12 protein-coding genes and 1 pseudogene are annotated in these 15,780 nt (G+C 70.0%); 2 read left to right on the top strand and 11 right to left on the bottom strand.

Annotated elements, in window-relative coordinates:
• Positions 1-134: 134 nt before the first annotated feature.
• From D452_RS0116260 to D452_RS0116215, 10 genes and pseudogenes are all read right to left on the bottom strand, one after another.
• Positions 135-917: a TIGR03936 family radical SAM-associated protein gene (locus tag D452_RS0116260; RefSeq protein ID WP_017545210.1), complete on the bottom strand. Its 783-nt coding sequence runs from the start codon at positions 915-917 to the stop codon at positions 135-137.
• 616 nt (positions 918-1,533) lie between these two features.
• On the bottom strand, positions 1,534-3,471 hold the full coding sequence (locus D452_RS0116255) for a TIGR03960 family B12-binding radical SAM protein (protein ID WP_017545209.1): 1,938 nt from the start codon (positions 3,469-3,471) through the stop codon (positions 1,534-1,536).
• Between the two features lie 113 nt (positions 3,472-3,584).
• Complete coding sequence (gene rodA / locus D452_RS0116250) at positions 3,585-4,769, bottom strand: rod shape-determining protein RodA (RefSeq protein ID WP_017545208.1); 1,185 nt, start codon at positions 4,767-4,769, stop codon at positions 3,585-3,587.
• Positions 4,769-6,882 (bottom strand): annotated as a pseudogene (gene mrdA, locus D452_RS28415) (penicillin-binding protein 2). Before mrdA ends, rodA begins: the two are co-directional and overlap by 1 nt.
• A 4-nt stretch (positions 6,883-6,886) precedes the next feature.
• The gene (gene mreD, locus D452_RS0116240; RefSeq protein ID WP_026129378.1) at positions 6,887-7,441 is read right to left on the bottom strand and encodes a rod shape-determining protein MreD; all 555 of its coding nucleotides are present in this window, start codon (positions 7,439-7,441) and stop codon (positions 6,887-6,889) included.
• A complete protein-coding gene (gene mreC, locus D452_RS0116235; RefSeq protein WP_017545206.1) occupies positions 7,438-8,337 on the bottom strand; it encodes a rod shape-determining protein MreC in 900 nt (299 codons plus the stop codon). Before mreC ends, mreD begins: the two co-directional genes overlap by 4 nt.
• A gap of 1 nt (position 8,338) precedes the next feature.
• Positions 8,339-9,373, bottom strand: a complete 1,035-nt coding sequence (locus tag D452_RS0116230) for a rod shape-determining protein (RefSeq protein WP_026129377.1) — start codon at positions 9,371-9,373, stop codon at positions 8,339-8,341.
• Between the two features lie 232 nt (positions 9,374-9,605).
• Complete coding sequence (gene ndk, locus D452_RS0116225; protein WP_017545204.1) at positions 9,606-10,010, bottom strand: nucleoside-diphosphate kinase; 405 nt, start codon at positions 10,008-10,010, stop codon at positions 9,606-9,608.
• A gap of 211 nt (positions 10,011-10,221) precedes the next feature.
• Positions 10,222-10,590, bottom strand: a complete 369-nt coding sequence (locus D452_RS0116220) for a DUF4233 domain-containing protein (RefSeq protein WP_026129376.1) — start codon at positions 10,588-10,590, stop codon at positions 10,222-10,224.
• Positions 10,591-10,616: 26 nt separating this feature from the next.
• Positions 10,617-11,966 carry a bifunctional folylpolyglutamate synthase/dihydrofolate synthase gene (locus tag D452_RS0116215; RefSeq protein ID WP_017545202.1) on the bottom strand — a complete coding sequence of 450 codons (1,350 nt, stop codon included), beginning with the start codon at positions 11,964-11,966 and terminating at the stop codon, positions 10,617-10,619.
• Between the two features lie 111 nt (positions 11,967-12,077).
• On the opposite strand from D452_RS0116215, the gene D452_RS0116210 reads away from it, so the two are divergent.
• Together D452_RS0116210 and D452_RS0116205 are read left to right on the top strand one after the other, a co-directional pair.
• Positions 12,078-13,337, top strand: coding sequence for a folylpolyglutamate synthase/dihydrofolate synthase family protein (locus D452_RS0116210; protein ID WP_017545201.1), 1,260 nt, complete (start codon positions 12,078-12,080; stop codon positions 13,335-13,337).
• Positions 13,338-13,443: 106 nt separating this feature from the next.
• Positions 13,444-14,328: a hypothetical protein gene (locus D452_RS0116205; RefSeq protein ID WP_026129375.1), complete on the top strand. Its 885-nt coding sequence runs from the start codon at positions 13,444-13,446 to the stop codon at positions 14,326-14,328.
• A gap of 48 nt (positions 14,329-14,376) precedes the next feature.
• On the opposite strand, the gene D452_RS0116200 is transcribed toward D452_RS0116205, so the two are convergent.
• Entirely contained in the window at positions 14,377-15,741 is a 1,365-nt protein-coding gene (locus D452_RS0116200; RefSeq protein WP_017545199.1) for an LVIVD repeat-containing protein, read from the bottom strand.
• Between the last annotated feature and the right edge of the window lie 39 nt (positions 15,742-15,780).

Here is a 15,780-nt window from a genome sequence, read left to right as displayed (position 1 = left end):
CGGGCGCACCGCGACCTCATCGGTCGGTGGCGCGGCTCACGAGCGCTGTCGTCGCTGTGTCAGCGCCGACGACACCGGTGTGCCGTCGGGGCAAAGTCCTGTGGTTTCGCCCATGTTCCCCACTTTGGGGCCCTTCATGACGAAGATCCCGTCATGGGCGATGACGTCCGTGGTGAGCGGGTGCGTCGATCGTTCTTCTGGTCGTGCGCGGTCCCGGCGCTCTCAGTGATGGGAGCCTCGGGTCGGTCCGCGTCGAACGGATCAGCGATCACACCTGTCGCCTCGTCCAGTGGCCCCTGCGCCAGCCTGGTCATCGTCGGTGATGACGGCGGCGCGAGGTCGGCCAGTTGGCGGAGGCCGGTCAGCACGTCGTCTGGTCGTACAGCAGGTGTCGTGTGCCGTATGACCATTCGAAGTATGGCATATGTCGCGTGTCGGTCCCCTGGGACGCGCCCATGGGATCGGTGACACACGTCGATATCGAGGACGGCCGGGCGGGTGTCGAAGCGGCGTCGGCCCTTCTTCGTCATCCGTTCCACCTCGACGCTCTCGGCGGCCAGATAGGTGGCCACCGCCCTGGCGGCGTCGTCGGGGTCGACGTCCGCCATCTCCACGCGCCACTGGGAGGCCTCGAGCCGGTCGGCCAGGCCCTGGGTCCCGGCCTCGACGACCTCGATCACGTCGATCCCGTCGGGCATCGCCGCGTCGATCGCGGTCCTGACCTGTTCGGGTCGGCGTGCCTCGGCCAGGGTGAGCTCAAGATACTCCGCCTCGCTGGCGACCCCGGTGGGGGCCGCACCGGTGTAGGAGATCTTGGGGTGTGGTGAGAAGCCAGCGGAGAAGGCCACGGGAACCGAGGCCCTGCGCAGGGCTCTCTCCAGTACCCGGGCTATGTCCCGGTGGCTCGCGAAGCGCATGCGTCCACGTTTGGCGTAGCGGACGCGCAGCCTCTGGCCGGGGTTGGCGGTGGAGGGTGAGGTGGTGCCCTCGTGTGCGGGGGGCAGCTCAACTCCTTTCCTCAGTGCCCCCTTGGTTCAGGGCCGTCTGTGGCGGCCCTCAGGGGCTGTTCCTCGTCCTGTTCAGCGTACGGTGCGCCGAAGTGCACACGAGCCAAGCGGGACACGCATACCGGTACCTCCCCCGACGGCCCCCGATCGAAAAGTCCCGACCGGGTCCGAGCGGGCACTGAACCGGCGTTCACCACCAGAACACGGGGGTGCGGAAAAAAAATCCAAAGAAATCCCGCAACCATGGCAACCCCCGGTATCCCCCGCGAGTCTTACTTCACGTACGGCCCGGCGCGAGCGGGGCGCCGGGCCGTACACCTTCTCCCCCGGACGCTCCCCCGGTGCCAACGGCACACGACGAGGTCGAGCCACACCGCGGAGGGCGCCCGGAGCGCGAATCCTACTCCCTTTCCCCCCATCACACACTGCTTGCCCCGGTTCACGGGTGCGGTCGCCGTACCCACGAACCTCACCAGCCCCTCGCGGGACCGGCCCCACCCCCGGCGGGACCGGCCCGGCCCCCGTCTCAGACCACGGTCAGGGGCAGCATCGGGCGGCCCCCGGCCTGGTCGTTGATCTGGATCTCGGTGCCCATGGTGGGACACACACCGCAGTCGTAGCAGGGGTTCCAACGGCAGTCGTCGATCTCCAGGGACTCCTCGCCGTGCAGTGAGTCCTGCCAGTCCTGCCAGAGCCAGGAGCGGTCCAGCCCCGCGTCGAGGTGGTCCCACGGCAGGACCTCGTCCTCGTCGCGCTCACGGGTGGTGAACCAGTCCACGTCCACACCGGTCCCGGCCAGCCCGGCCTCGGCCGCCCTCATCCAGCGGTCGTAGGAGAAGTGCTCGCTCCAGCCGTCGAACCGGCCGCCCGCGAGCCACACCTCCTCGACGATCCGGCCGACCCGGCGGTCGCCCCGGGACAGCAGGCCCTCCATGATCGACGGACGTCCCTCGTGGTAGCGCAGCCCGATGGACTTCCCGTACCTGCGGTCGCCGCGGATCCGGTCCCGCAGCCTGCGCAGCCGGGCGTCCACGTCCTGGTGCGAGGTCTGGGCCGCCCACTGGAACGGGGTCTGCGGCTTGGGGACGAACCCGCCGATGGAGACGGTGCAGCGGATGTCCTTGCGCCCGGTCACCTCGCGGCCGGTCCGGATCACCTCGGTGGCGAGGTCCGCGATGGCCAGGACGTCCTCGTCCTCCTCGGTGGGGAGTCCGCACATGAAGTAGAGCTTCACCTGGCGCCACCCGGCCGCGTAGGCGGCGGTGACGGTGCGGATGAGGTCCTCCTCGGTGACCATCTTGTTGATCACCCGGCGCATGCGTTCGCTGCCGCCCTCGGGGGCGAAGGTCAGCCCGGAGCGGCGGCCGTTCCGGGTGAGTTCGTTGGCGAGGTCGATGTTGAAGGCGTCCACGCGGGTGGAGGGCAGGGACAGGCCGGTGTTGGTGCCCTCGTAGTGGTCGGCGAGGTTGCGGGCGATGTCACCGATCTCACTGTGGTCCGCGCTGGAGAGCGAGAGCAGACCCACCTCCTGGAAGCCGGAGGCCTTCACCCCCTCCTCCACCATCCTCTGGACGGTCTCCTGGTTGCGCTCGCGCACGGGCCGGGTGATCATCCCGGCCTGACAGAACCGGCAGCCGCGCGTGCAGCCCCGGAAGATCTCCACGCTGTACCGCTCGTGCACCGACTCCGCCGTGGGGACGATGGGCCGCTTCGGGTACGGCCACTGGTCGAGGTCCATCACGGTGTGCTTCTGCACGGTGTCCGGCACACCGGCGCGGTTGGGCGCGTACCCGGCGATCCGCCCGTCGTCGAGGTAGGCCACGTCGTAGAAGCGCGGCACGTACACCCCGCCGGTGGCGGCCAGCCGCAGGAGGAGGCCGTCCCGTCCGCCGGGGGCGCCCTCCTCCTTGAACTCGCGGATGATCTCGGTGATGGCGAGGGTGATCTCCTCGCCGTCACCGAGCACCACGGCGTCCAGGAAGTCGGCGATGGGCTCGGGGTTGAACGCGGAGTGGCCCCCGGCCAGGACGACCGGGTCCTCCTCGGTGCGGTCCGCGGTGCGGCGCGGGATGCCCGCCAGGTCCAGCGCGGTGAGCATGTTGGTGTAGCCCATCTCGCTGGCGAAGCTCAGACCGAGGACGTCGAAGGCGCGGATCGGCCGGTGGGAGTCCACGGTGAAGTGCGGGACGCGGTGCTCGCGCATCAGCCGTTCCATGTCCGGCCAGACCGCGTAGGCGCGCTCGGCCAGCACGCCCTCGCGTTCGTTGAGGACCTCGTAGAGGATCTGCACGCCCTGGTTGGGCACTCCCACCTCGTAGGCGTCCGGATACATCAGCGCCCAGCGCACCCGCGCGGAGTCCCAGGGCTTGACCACGGAGTTGAGCTCACCGCCCACATACTGGATCGGCTTGCTCACCTGGGGCAGCAGGGCTTCGAGACGCGGGAAGAGGCTTTCGACGGACATGGTGTGGGCCTTCGATCGGCGGACATCGTGTCTGGCTGGATCACACCAGGTTAGCCGCCCGGGGTCCTCACGGACCGGTCATCCACAGGCCCGTCCGGGGTCGTTCGCGCTGATCAGAACTCGAAGCCCCGGTCCCGGGAGTTCACACCCAGCACCAGGCCGAGTGCCAGCATGTTCGCGAGGATCGCCGTGCCGCCGTAGGACACGAACGGCAGCGGCAGACCGGTCACCGGCAGGATGCCCAGGCCCATCCCGATGTTGATGAAGGCCTGGAACCCGAACCAGGAGGCCACCCCGACGCACAGCAGGCGCGGGTAGGGCTGGTCGCACCCCTGGGCGATGCGCAGGATCCGCCAGATCACCACGGCGAACAACACGATGATCGCCCCGGAGCCGACGAAGCCCAGCTCCTCCCCCGCCACGGTGAAGATGAAGTCGGTGTGCTGTTCGGGAACGAACCGTCCGTGTGTCTGCTCCCCCTGGAACAGCCCGGTCCCGTCGAAACCGCCCGACCCCACGGCGATCAGCGCCTGCGCGGAGTTGTAGCCCGCGCCCTGCGGGTCGGCCGCCGGGTCCATCAGAGTCGCGATCCGGTCCAGCTGGTAGGGCTCCAGCAGGTCGAACCACCACACGGCCAGCGCCGCCAGCGCGCCGCAGGACAGCATGCCCGCCACCCACACGACCGGGGCCCCGGACAGCGTGAGCATGCCGAGGAAGATCGCGCACAGAACCAGGCTGGTCCCGAGGTCGGGCTGGAGCATGACGAGCCCGAGCGGGATCGCCATCACCAGGAGGCAGAACAGCACGTCCCTGGTCATCGGCCGGGTCTCGCCGTCCCTGGGCTCACCGAGAAGAGTGGCCAGGACCAGGATCAGGCCGACCTTGGCCAGCTCACTGGGCTGGAACTGGAATCCGCCGATCACGATCCAGCCGCGCGAACCGTTGATCACGGCGCCCAGGGGCGTGAGCACCAGGACGAGGGTGACCACCGAGAACCCGTAGGCGATCGGCGCGTAGGCGCGGACCGTCCGGTAGTCCACCGCTGCCAGGATCAGGCACACCACCACGGCCACGGCGAGGTGGACCAGGTGGCGCACGAGGTGGTCCAGGGACTCCAACGGGTCGCCCCCGTCGCCCGGCAGGGTCGCCGACCACACCAGCAGCGATCCGATCCCGGCGAGCGCCAGCACGCAGGCGATCAGGACCCAGTCGAGGCGGCGCGCCCCGCCCGCCGCCGTGCTGAGGGTCCGCCCCAGGTCGTTCTGGCGCCGGGGCGGTCCTCCCATGTTCGTGATCATCAGGGCTCCAGCGTCTCGATGGAACCGTCCTGGCGGACGACCGGCAGTTCGGTGTGCGGCTTGCCGCCGGGCAGCAGCGGCTTGCCCTCCTTCACGTCCTCGGTGTCACCAGCGGAAGAGAACCCGTACAGGCCCTCGTAGATCTCGCGGGCGATCGGCGCGGCGGTCTCACCGCCGGTACCACCCTGGGAGACCAGGACGACGATGGCGTACTGCGGGTCGTCCACCGGCGCGTAGGAGGCGAACCAGGACGACACCTGTCGGCCCTGCGCGTCGGCACTGCCGGTCTTGCCCGCGACGGCGACCTTGTCCTGCGGGAAGTCGGAGAAGGCGCCACCACCGGTACCGGACGTGGTCACCTCCGCCAGGGCCTCCTGGAGGTACTTGATGGTCTCGTCGCTGACCGGGACCTCGTTCTTGACCGTGGGCTCGATCGGATCGACCTTCGAGCCGTCGGCCGCGACCATGGCCTTGGCCACGCGGGGCTCGTACAGTGTGCCGCCGTTGGCGATGGACGCGTAGGCGCTGGCCAGCTGGAGCGGGCTGACGAGGACGTCACCCTGGCCGATCGAGAAGTTGATCGCCTCGCTGGCCCTCCACTCGAAACCCTCCACGCAGTGCTCATGGGCGAGCTGCTTGAGGTAGGCGGCCTGGGACGGGTCGCTCTCGGCGATCTCCGGGTAGCCGTCCTCGGCACGCTTGCAGTTGACCTCCCGGGTCTCCTCCCAGAAGGTGCGCTTCCACTCGCGGTCGGGGANGGCAGGTCGACGCCGGTGGGCGAGCCGAACCCGTAGCCGCGCGCCATGTCGGCCATGGCCTCCTCGGGGTCGCCGTCCGGGTGGAGTCCGCCGTCCTTGGACCACATCTGGTAGCCGAAGTTGTAGAACACGGTGTTGCAGGAGGCGATGATCGCCTGCTTCAGGGTGATGCTGCCCTGACCCGCGCCCGCGTAGTTCTCGTAGTTCTGACCGGCAAGGTTGACCGAGCCGGGGCAGGCGTAGCTGCTGCGCAGCGAGTACCCGTTCTCGACGGCGGCCGACAGCGACGACACCTTGAAGGTGGAGCCGGGCGGGTACGTGCCCTGGACGGCGCGGGAGAGCAGCGGCTCCCCGGCCTCCTCGCTGAGCATGGCGTCGAAGGTCTCCTGGTCGATGCCGCCGTCCCAGATGGTGGGGTCGTAGGTGGGCAGACTGGCCATGGCCACGACCCCGCCGTTGGTGACGTCCAGGACGACCGCGGCGCCGGAGTCGGCCTTGTACTTGGGCCGGGCTCCCTCCATGCCCCGGGCCAGCGCCTCCTCGGCGACCTTCTGGACGTTCATGTCCATGTGGGTCACCAGGTGCATGCCAGCTTCGGGGAGGCGCTCGGAGATGACGTCCATGATCTCGCCGTGGTTGTTGACGCCCAGGGTGCGCAGCCCGGCGTTGCCGCGCAACTCCTTGTCGTAGACGGCCTCCAGGCCGTCACGGCCCACCATGTCGATCCCGGTGAACTGGGTGCGCAGCTCCTCGCGCGCCTCCAGCTCCTCCTGGGTGACGGGCTGGAGGTAGCCGAGCATCTGGCCCGCGTGGTCGCCGTAGGGGTACTCGCGCACGGCTTGGGCCTGCGCGGTGATCCCCGGGAAGTCGTCGGCGCGCTCCATGATCTGGAGCGCGACCGGGCCCTCCACGTCCTCGGCGAGGGTGACGGGCTGGTAGGGCGACCCGGGCCAGCAGGGACGCTGGACCTCGGGACCGCACAGGCGCATGCGCTGCTGGAGTTCCTCAAGGGGGACGTCGAGGACGCCGGAGAGGTCGCTGAGGACCTTCTCCCCGCCGTCCTTCATCCCCTGGAGTTGGTGGTAGTCGGCCGAGACCAGGAGTTCGGTCTTGTTGTTGACCACGACGCGGCCGCTGGAGTCGAGGATCTGCCCCCGGGTGGCGGGGACGACCAGTTCCTGGTGGTGGTTGGAGACGGCGAGCTCGCGGTAGTGGTCGGCCATGGGCACCTGGAGGTACCAGAGCCGGGCGACCAGGACCGCGAACAGGGCCAGCACCAGGAACTGGGCCAGGAAGAGTCCGAACCAGCCGAGCCTGCGGCCGGGACGCGAAGGGTTGGTGGGCGGCTTGTGCACGGGGTCACCACCCTCTGATCGAGGTCGGCCCCTGGATGGTGGCGAAGTCGCTCTCCGCGAGCGAGGTGCGCACCCACAGGATCGGCAGGGTCACCACCGTGGCGAACAGGGCGGTCAGGAGCGCGCCGACGCCGACGCGGACGCTGACCACCGCGAGCGTGATGTTGGCGTCGCCCATCAGGAAGCCGACGAGCGCGTAGCTCAGCCCCACGCCCACCGCCGTGACGGCGGTGATGCCCAGGGCGGTCCAGTTCGAGACGGCGTTGCCCACCGCGCCGCCCAGGCCGGTGTTGGCTCGTAGCAGTGAGACGAGGTAGGCGGCCACGCACAGAACCAGGGCGTACCGGCCCATCGGGTGTTCGGCCGGGGGCAGGACGTCCATGGCCAGCCCCGCCGCGAAGCCGCACCCGGCGGCGGCGGCGGGGTTGGTGGTCAGGGCGACGGCGACGACCGCCGCGAGGACCAGGTCCGGGCCCCACTCGAAGGGCAGACGGTTGACGATGGTGGCCTGGGCGAGCACCGCAACGGCCACCAACAGCAGGGTCCCTGCGGTCCTCACTGGTCCCCCTCGGGGTCGGGTTTGGGCGGGAGCACGGAGTCGCGCGGGTCCTCGGCGGGGCCGGAGACGACCACACCCACCATGTCCAGGGACGCGAAGTCCACGGCCGGGGTGATGCGGGCGATCCGGCTCAGCGCCCCGGGCGCCACGTGGACCTCGTCGACGGTGCCGATGGGCACCCCCGGCACGAAGGGCGCGCCGTCGTGTGAGCCGAGCGTGAGCACGCGGTCCCCCTCGTCGATGGGGGCCTCCATGTCGAAGAGCTCCAGGGTGAGGTCGGCCTCGGGGCCGCCCGGCACGCTGCCTCCGCTGATCGCGCCGATCTTGCTGGTCTTCTCGAGCCGCGCGCCGACAGTCGAGTTGACGTCGGTGGCGAGCTTGACGGTGGCGAGTCGGGGCCCGGCCTCGATCACCCGTCCGACCAGGCCGGAGCCGCTGACGACGGTCATGTCGGGGCGGATCCCGGAGTCGGTGCCCGCGTCGATGGTGACGGTGTGCGCGTAGCCCTGCGCCGTGGTGCGGGTGACGGCCTGGGCCGGGACGATCTCGTAGCCGCCCAGACCGGACAGGTGCAGGAGCTCGTCGAGCTGGTCCGCGCGTCCCTCGTCGAGTCGGGCCGCCTGGAGGTCCGACTCCAGTTCGGCGTTGGCGGCCTCCAGTTCGGCGACCCGGGCGGCCGACTTCGGACCCTGGCTCACGCCCTCGTAGAGCGTGGCGGCGGGCCCGGCGACCAGACCGACCGCGGTCGCGGTGGGGGCGAAGACGAGTTCGCCGCCGCCCCGGGCGACCGAGGTGACCGGGTTGCTGCCCGCCCGCGAGTCCAGGACCATCAGGACGACGGCCGCCACGACGAGCACGGCGAGGAACAGCCGGGACCGCGTGGAGTCGCGGAGCATGTCAACGCCGCCGTTCCGGGACGAGGACCTGGTGGAGGCGTTCGTAGTTCTCCACGCAGGTGCCCGAGCCCACGGCGACGGAGTCGAGCGCGTTGTCGGCCACGTGGATGGGCATTCCGGTCTCGTGGAGGAGACGGTCGTCGAGGCCGCGCAGCAGGGCGCCGCCGCCGGTGACCGCCACGCCCCGGTCCATGATGTCGCCGGAGAGTTCGGGCGGGCACTTGTCGAGGCTGGTGCGGACCGCGTCGATGATCGCGGTGACCGGCTCCTCGATGGCCTGGCGCACGTCGGACTCGGACAGGACGATGGTCTTGGGCAGCCCGCTGATGAGGTCGCGTCCGCGTACCTCCGCGTGCAGCTCCTCCGCGCCCGTGGGGTAGGCGGAGCCGATGGCGAGCTTGAGCTCCTCGGCGGTGCGCTCCCCGATCATCAGGGAGTACTCCTTCTTGATGAAGGTCATGATCGCCTGGTCGAGTTCGTCGCCGCCCACGCGGATGGACTGGGAGGTGACGATGCCGCCCATGGAGATGACGGCGACCTCGGTGGTGCCGCCGCCGATGTCGACCACCATGTTGCCGGTGGGCTCGTGGACCGGGAGCCCGGCGCCGATGGCCGCGGCCATGGGCTCCTCGATGATGTACACGCGGCGCGCCCCGGCCTGGTAGCCCGCCTCCTTGACCGCGCGGTGCTCGACCGAGGTGATGCCGCTCGGGACCGCGACGATGATGCGGGGCTTGGCGAAGTGGCGACGGCGGTGGATCTTCTGGATGAAGTACCGCAGCATGCGCTCGGTGACCTCGAAGTCGGCGATGACACCGTCCTTGAGGGGGCGGATGGCAGTGATGTTGGTCGGCGTGCGGCCGATCATCTGCTTGGCCTCGATACCGACCGCCACGATCTTGCCGGTCGAGGTGTTGAGCGCGACCACGGAGGGCTCGTTCAGGACGATGCCGCGTCCGCGTACGTACACGAGTGTGTTGGCGGTACCAAGGTCTACGGCCATGTCCCGGCCGAGAAATGCAAGGTTGTTCGGCATGTAACGTCCTCAGAGGCGCCGTGTCGGGCGGGGACGCGCGGTCACGACCATACGTGGTCGTTCCAGCACGTTAGGTATCCAGTCCTCCGCATCGTAACGGTCAGCACTTAGCCCGTTACGCAAACACACCGAATTGTTGCCTCGTCACCGTACAAGGGTGAGAAAAGAAATGGTGTCCCGGGCGCTCACGCACCTCGGGACACCAAGACTAGGGCTCACGGGCCCGGAACCCCTACAGGTCGGGGAAGAACAGCTTGATCTCGCGGTCGGCGGAGTAGGTGGAGTCCGAGCCGTGGACGATGTTCTTCTGGACCTCCAGGGCGAAGTCGCCGCGGATCGTCCCGGGCGTGGCGGTCACCGGGTCGGTGGCGCCGGCCAGGGCACGGAAGGCCTCAATGGCGCGCTCGCCCTCGACCACCATGGCGACCAGCGGACCACCGGTGATGAACTCCACCAGCGAGTCGAAGAACGGACGCGAGGCGTGCTCCTCGTAGTGCGTCTTCGCGGTGTCCGCGTCGAGCGTGCGCAGCTCCATCGCGACCAGGTTCAGGCCCTTGCGCTCGATGCGCGAGATGACCTCACCGACGATGCTGCGGCGGACACCGTCGGGCTTGATGAGAACGAGAGTGCGCTCCACGTGCGTTTCAACTCCTCATTGGGGACCCCCGCGTGGCACAAGGGGGCCTGGGCCCGCAGTGGCGAGCGCACGCGGTGGGGTGAACGGGTGTGTGACCGGGGCTCGGGGACGAGGCGGGGGGAGGTTCCGCCGTGCGGGTCCGCTCGTCTGCCCGGACGTGCGTCACACTATCGCGTTTGCTCCGTGGACGCGGGGGGAGAGCCCGATCGCCCTAGGACGGCCCGCCGACGCCCGCGCCCTCCTCCTGCTCGGCCCGTTCCTCATGGGCGGCGCGGACGGCGTCGACCCTGCGCCCCAGGATCACGCCGGTGACCCACAGGGACACGAACACGATCGCGACCAGGGGCGCCCCGGTGACCATGAAGGAGCTGAACAGGAAGGCCGCCTGGAGCACCCACGACGCGTAGTGCGCCCAGGTGTGCTTCTGGAGGCCGGACAGCAGCAGGGCGGCCAGCGCCATGCCGCCCCAGACACCGCCCGCCACGGCGGGGTCGGCACCCTCCAGGTTGATGGCGATCGGGATCGCCAGACCGATCACGACGGCCTCGAACACGAGGACTACGGCGCAGAGTGTACGCACGGCGTTCTCCCTTCGTCTGTGGGTCTTCAGTCCCCGGAACCGCGCAGCAGGTGGATCGCGTCGCCCGAGGTGACGACCGATCCGGTGACCAGCACGCCGGTACCGCCGAACTCGCCGCCCGCCTCGGCCAGGCCCACGGCCTGGTCGATGGCGTCGTCGAGCCGCGCGGCCACGTGCACGCGGTCCTCGCCGAAGATCTGCCGGGCGATGTCGGTCAGCTGTGCCGGGTCGAGGGAACGAGGTGAGGAGTTGCGGGTGACCACGATCTCGTCGAGCAGTGGTTCGAGGGGTTCCAGGATGCCCTCGACGTCCTTGTCGGCCATGATCGCGATCACGCCGATCAGCCTGGAGAACGAGAAGGCCTCCTCCACGGCGGCGGCGGTGGCGATCATTCCGGCCGGGTTGTGGGCGGCGTCGGCGATGACGGTCGGGCTGGTGCGCACGACCTCCATGCGGCCCGGGGAGTCGATCCCGGCCAGGCCCTCGCCGACGATCACGGGGTCGAGTCCGGCCGCGTCCTCGGAGGCGGAGAAGGCCTCGACGGCCGCGATGGCGACCGCCGCGTTGCTGGCCTGGTGTTCGCCGAACAGCGACAGGAAGAGGTTGTCGTAGGTGCCGGTGAGGCCCTTGACGGCGACCTGCTGGCCGCCGACGGCGACCTCGCGGGAGGTCACGCCGAACTCCAGCCCCTCGCGGGCCACGGTGGACCCGACCTCGGCGGCGTGCCGGAGCAGGACCTCGGCGGCGGGAAGCGGCTGCTGCGCCATGACGGTGACCGATCCGGGCTTGATGATTCCGGCCTTCTCCTCGGCGATGCCGTCGAGGGTGTCGGGCAGGTACTCGGTGTGGTCGATCCCGATGGGCGTGATCACTGCCACGTCGCCGTCGACGACGTTGGTGGCGTCCCAGCTGCCGCCCATGCCGACCTCCACCACGGCGACGTCCACGGGGGCGTCGGCGAACACGGCGTAGGCCATAACGGTGAGGATCTCGAAGAACGACAACCGGATGTCGCACATCGAGTCGGCCATCTCCAGGTACGGCCGAATGTCGTCGTAGGCCTCGACGAACTCCTCCTGCGAGATCGGCTCGCCGTCGACGACGATCCGCTCCCGCACCGTCCGCAGGTGGGGGCTGGTGTAGCGGCCCACGCGCAGGCCTCGGCCGCGCACGAGCGCGTCGATCATCCGGGCGGTGGACGTCTTGCCGTTGGTCCCGGTGACGTGGATGACCCGGAAGTTGCGGTGCGGGTCACCCAGCAGGTCCAGGACCGTGCGGACACGGTCCAGAGTGGGGTCGATGTCGGATTCGGGCGCGCGGGAGAGAATCTCCGCGGTGACCTCGGCGTAGCGCTCGTGGGCGCCCGCGCCACTCACGGGGTCTCGGTGGTCGGGGTGTACACCCGCGCCAGTGTACGCGGCCCCACCTGGGCTCCGATGCGGGGTCGGACGTACGGCGACGCACACCGCGCCGACCATACTGGGGGCATGCCCAGCTTTGACCCGATCGTCGAACCGTTCTTCTCCGAGTGGGCGGGTCGCGCCCCCGGCCACGCGCGCAGCCTGGACCGCGCGGCCGCGCTCCTGGCCGAGCTGGACCTGGATCCGGCGCCGATGCCCGTGCTCGGTGTGGTGGGTTCCAAGGGGAAGGGGAGCACGGCCACCTACGCGGCGGCGACGCTGTCCGCCGCCGGTCTGCGGACCGTCCTGGTGACCGGGCCGAGCTTCCGGGGGTACCGCGAACGGATCCGGGTCGACGGGGTGTCCGTGACCGACGAGGAACTCCGCGGCCTCGGCCACACCGTGGAGGCCGCCCGGCGGTCCCTGCCCTCCCCCGGGGAGGGATACCTGGCGCCCAGCGGGATGTTCCTGGTGGCCGGGCTGCTGCACGCACGAGCGGTCGGAGCCGACGTGTGCGTCCTGGAGGCCGGCATGGGCGGCCACCGCGACGAGCTGCGTCTCCTGGGCCCGCAGGTGGTGGCGCTGGGCATGGTCTTCGCCGAGCACGTGGGGGTCCTCGGGGACACTGTGGCGGAGATCGCACGTGAGAAGACCCGCGTGGTCCACCCCGAACGCACCCGTGCGCTGGTGACCCTGCCGCAGAGCGCCGAGGTGGCGCCCGTCGTGGCCGGGACCCTGGCCGACACCCGCGAACGGCTCTCCCCGGAGGTCGTGGACCCCGCGACCGCGTCCGAACCCCCCGAGGCACTGCGGCCCCGGGGCCTGTCCGCCGCCAACGGCGTCCTGGGCACGGCCGCCGCCACCCGGATGCTGGAACTGCTGGGCAGGCCTCCGGCGACGGCCGCACGGCTCCACGAGGTCCTGGGCACCGTGAACCTGCCCGCCCGCCTGTCGGGGCACACCGTGCCCGGCTCGGCCACCGAGGTCGTGGTGGACTCCGCCATCGACCGCGTCGGCGTGACCGCCGCGCTGTCGCACGCCCGCGACCTGTGGGGCGGTGTGGACCACGTCCTGCTGTGCCTGCCCGACCACAAGGACGTCTCCGGGGCGGTCGACGCCCTCCGGGGTGTGCCGGTGACCGCCGTGCGCCTCCCGGAGGAGCACCTGCGCTTCGAGCACGCCCTCCCCGACCACTGGAACCGCGTCCGCGCCGAGGACCTCTCCCCCGCCGCCCTCACGGCCCTCGGCCAACGCGTCCTCGCCCTGGGCACGGTCTACTTCACCGGTCGCGTCCTGGAGGTCCTCGACGCCCCCACCGACCGCCTCTTCGACCCGCGTCCCGCATAACCCCCACTCATACCCGCTCTTCGCGGCACGATCATCCTTGGTCACCCCTGGTCGTCCCATGCCCTGATTCGTCATGCGCGTCGGACCCTTCGCTCCAAGGAGCCGCATGCCCACACGAGAGCACGAGATCCCTCTTCGTCTTGTACAGAACCAACCCGCGCTGGCTCCGGTCCTGGTGGAATCTTTGGGGTTCGAGATCCCCCATCACACGGAGGTGGTCAACACCAGCACGGCCATGACCAACTGCGACCCCAAGGAGCTCAACGCCGACGGCGCCGTCCTCCTGCGTGACGGACCGGAGAACGTCATGGCGGTCGTGGTCGAGCGCCAGAACGGCCGTGACAAGGAGAAACGTCTGACCTGGCCCGCCTATGTGGTCAACCTTCACACCCGCCTGGAATGTCCGACGCTGCTGGTGGTCCTGTGCCCAACCGATGCCCTCGCGAACTGGTGTGCCGCTCCGATCCGAACCGGGCACCCCGGGTTCGATCTTGCACCGCTGGCCATCGGTCCCAGCAGGATGCCGGTGATCGCGCGGACGGACCAGGCCCGCGATCTGCCGGAGCTCTCCGTGTTGTCCGCCCACGCGCACGGCAGCTCCGATATCCGCACACTGAACGCGGTGGTGGAGGCCCTGGATTCCACGCCCGAGCGAAACCGGGCGTTCTACTATGACTATGTGCTGTCCGGCCTCAATGAGGCCGCTCGCAAGGAGCTGGAGGGCTTGATGGCTGTGGAGACCTACGAGTGGCAGAGCGACTTCGCCCGCAAGTACGTCGGTATCGGCCGAGAGGAAGGCCGAGAGGAAGGCCGGGAGGAAGGCCGCGCGGCTGAGGCGGCGCGCAGCGTCGTCTCGGTGCTGGAGGCACGCGGGTTCGGCGTCTCGGACGAGGTCCGCGAGCGCATCGAGGGCTGCGCGGACCTGGCGACCCTGGAGAAGTGGGTCCCCGCGGCCGTCACGGTGGACCGGCCCGAGGACCTCTTCGACTGAGACGGGGCCGGGGGCACGCGGCCCCCGACCCCTGAGCGTCGGTGACGCTTACCGGCCGGGGCGGTAGACCGGCTGGGTCTGCGGGTTGAACTCCTCGTACGTGACCCGCTCGGCCGCGCGCAGGCGCGGGTCGGTCAGCTTGAGGACGTCCAGGCCCCGGTCGATGTCGGACGAGTACACGTAACCGTTGTAGTAGTACGTCGACCAGGTGTCGTTGTCCTGGATGTCCGGGTCGATCCGCGAGTCCGCGTCGAAGTAGCCGATCTCGCGCGGGTTGGCCGGGTCGTTGAAGTCGATCACCGAGACGCCGCCCTGGTACCAGGACTGCACGAAGTAGTCCTGGCCGGGGACCGGGATGAGCGACCCGTTGTGGGCCACGCACACCTGGTCGCCCTGGTGGCGGTCGATCTTGAAGTAGCTCGCGAACTCCAGCGCGGAGTCCGCGCCCTCACCGTCGAGGGTGTAGATGGCGTTGGCGCCGCGCTCCGGGCCGATCTCCTCGGTGCACGTGGGCGCACCGCCGCCGCCGAGCTCGTCGGTGAACAGCACCGTGCGGGCGTCGTTGGTGAAGGTCGCCGAGTGCCAGAACGCGAAGTTCTCGTCCTGGACCACCTCGGTGACCACCGGCGAGGCCGGGTCCGAGATGTCCATCAGGATGCCGTCGCCCATGCAGGCGCCGGCGGCGATGTCCTTGGACGGGAACACCGTGATGTCGTGGCAGCCCGTGGTGGTGCGGTGGCCGCCGTCCGGGAACAGCACCGGCTCGTTGACCAGGAACGCCTCCGAGGGCGCTTCGAGCGGCACCTCGATGACGCCGATCTTGTCGTGCGGCGGCTGGCAGTTGGGGAAGTTCGCCGAGGGCGAGTACGAGGACACGTACACGTACTCGCGCTCAGCGTCACCGGGGACCAGGGTCAGGGTGTGCGAACCGCAGTCGGTGCGCACCGCCGAGACGTACTGCGGGTTGGCCTTGTCCGAGATGTCGAAGATGCGAACACCCTCGAACCCGTTCGGGTCCGTGACCGGCACGGAGGGCGCGCCGCACTCGTCGTTCGCGCGGGGGTAGTCCACGGCGAAGTACAGGAGGTCGCCGCTGACCGCGACGTCTCCCTGACCGCCGGGGCACACCACCTCGGAGACGATCCTCGGGTCCTCGGGCTCGGAGATGTCGTAGATGACGAAGCCGTCGTAGTTGCCACCGATGGCGTAGTCGCCGGTGAACGCCAGATCCGAGTTGGTGTTGTTGACCGCCTCGGGCTTGGGGACGTTGGCCACGAGCTCGACGTTGTCGCTGGAGATCTCGTCCGAGGGCGGCGTGTCGGCGTACGCCGCCGCCGGGCCGAGGAGCCCGGCGAACAGCGTCGCGGCCGCGGCCGTCGCCACTGCGGCGACGCGGCGCGGGGAGGTGCGCATGGGTCTGCCTTCCTGGTGGGGGTTGGGGGTGGGGGTGAC

The organism is Nocardiopsis prasina DSM 43845 (genome assembly GCF_000341265.1).
Lineage (GTDB): Bacteria > Actinomycetota > Actinomycetes > Streptosporangiales > Streptosporangiaceae > Nocardiopsis > Nocardiopsis prasina.
The sequence above is the reverse complement of the archived record's forward strand: the minus strand, read 5'-3'. Positions and strand labels throughout refer to the sequence as shown.

Coding starts and splice junctions, on each gene's coding strand:
- D452_RS0116255 (WP_017545209.1), bottom strand. CDS start 3,471: ATGTCCGTCGAAAGCCTCTTCCCGCGTCTCGAAGCCCTGCTGCCCCAG.
- D452_RS0116210 (WP_017545201.1), top strand. CDS start 12,078: ATGCCCAGCTTTGACCCGATCGTCGAACCGTTCTTCTCCGAGTGGGCG.
- D452_RS0116205 (WP_026129375.1), top strand. CDS start 13,444: ATGCCCACACGAGAGCACGAGATCCCTCTTCGTCTTGTACAGAACCAA.
- D452_RS0116230 (WP_026129377.1), bottom strand. CDS start 9,373: ATGCCGAACAACCTTGCATTTCTCGGCCGGGACATGGCCGTAGACCTT.
- mreC (WP_017545206.1), bottom strand. CDS start 8,337: ATGCTCCGCGACTCCACGCGGTCCCGGCTGTTCCTCGCCGTGCTCGTC.
- D452_RS0116260 (WP_017545210.1), bottom strand. CDS start 917: ATGCGCTTCGCGAGCCACCGGGACATAGCCCGGGTACTGGAGAGAGCC.
- rodA (WP_017545208.1), bottom strand. CDS start 4,769: ATGATCACGAACATGGGAGGACCGCCCCGGCGCCAGAACGACCTGGGG.
- D452_RS0116200 (WP_017545199.1), bottom strand. CDS start 15,741: ATGCGCACCTCCCCGCGCCGCGTCGCCGCAGTGGCGACGGCCGCGGCC.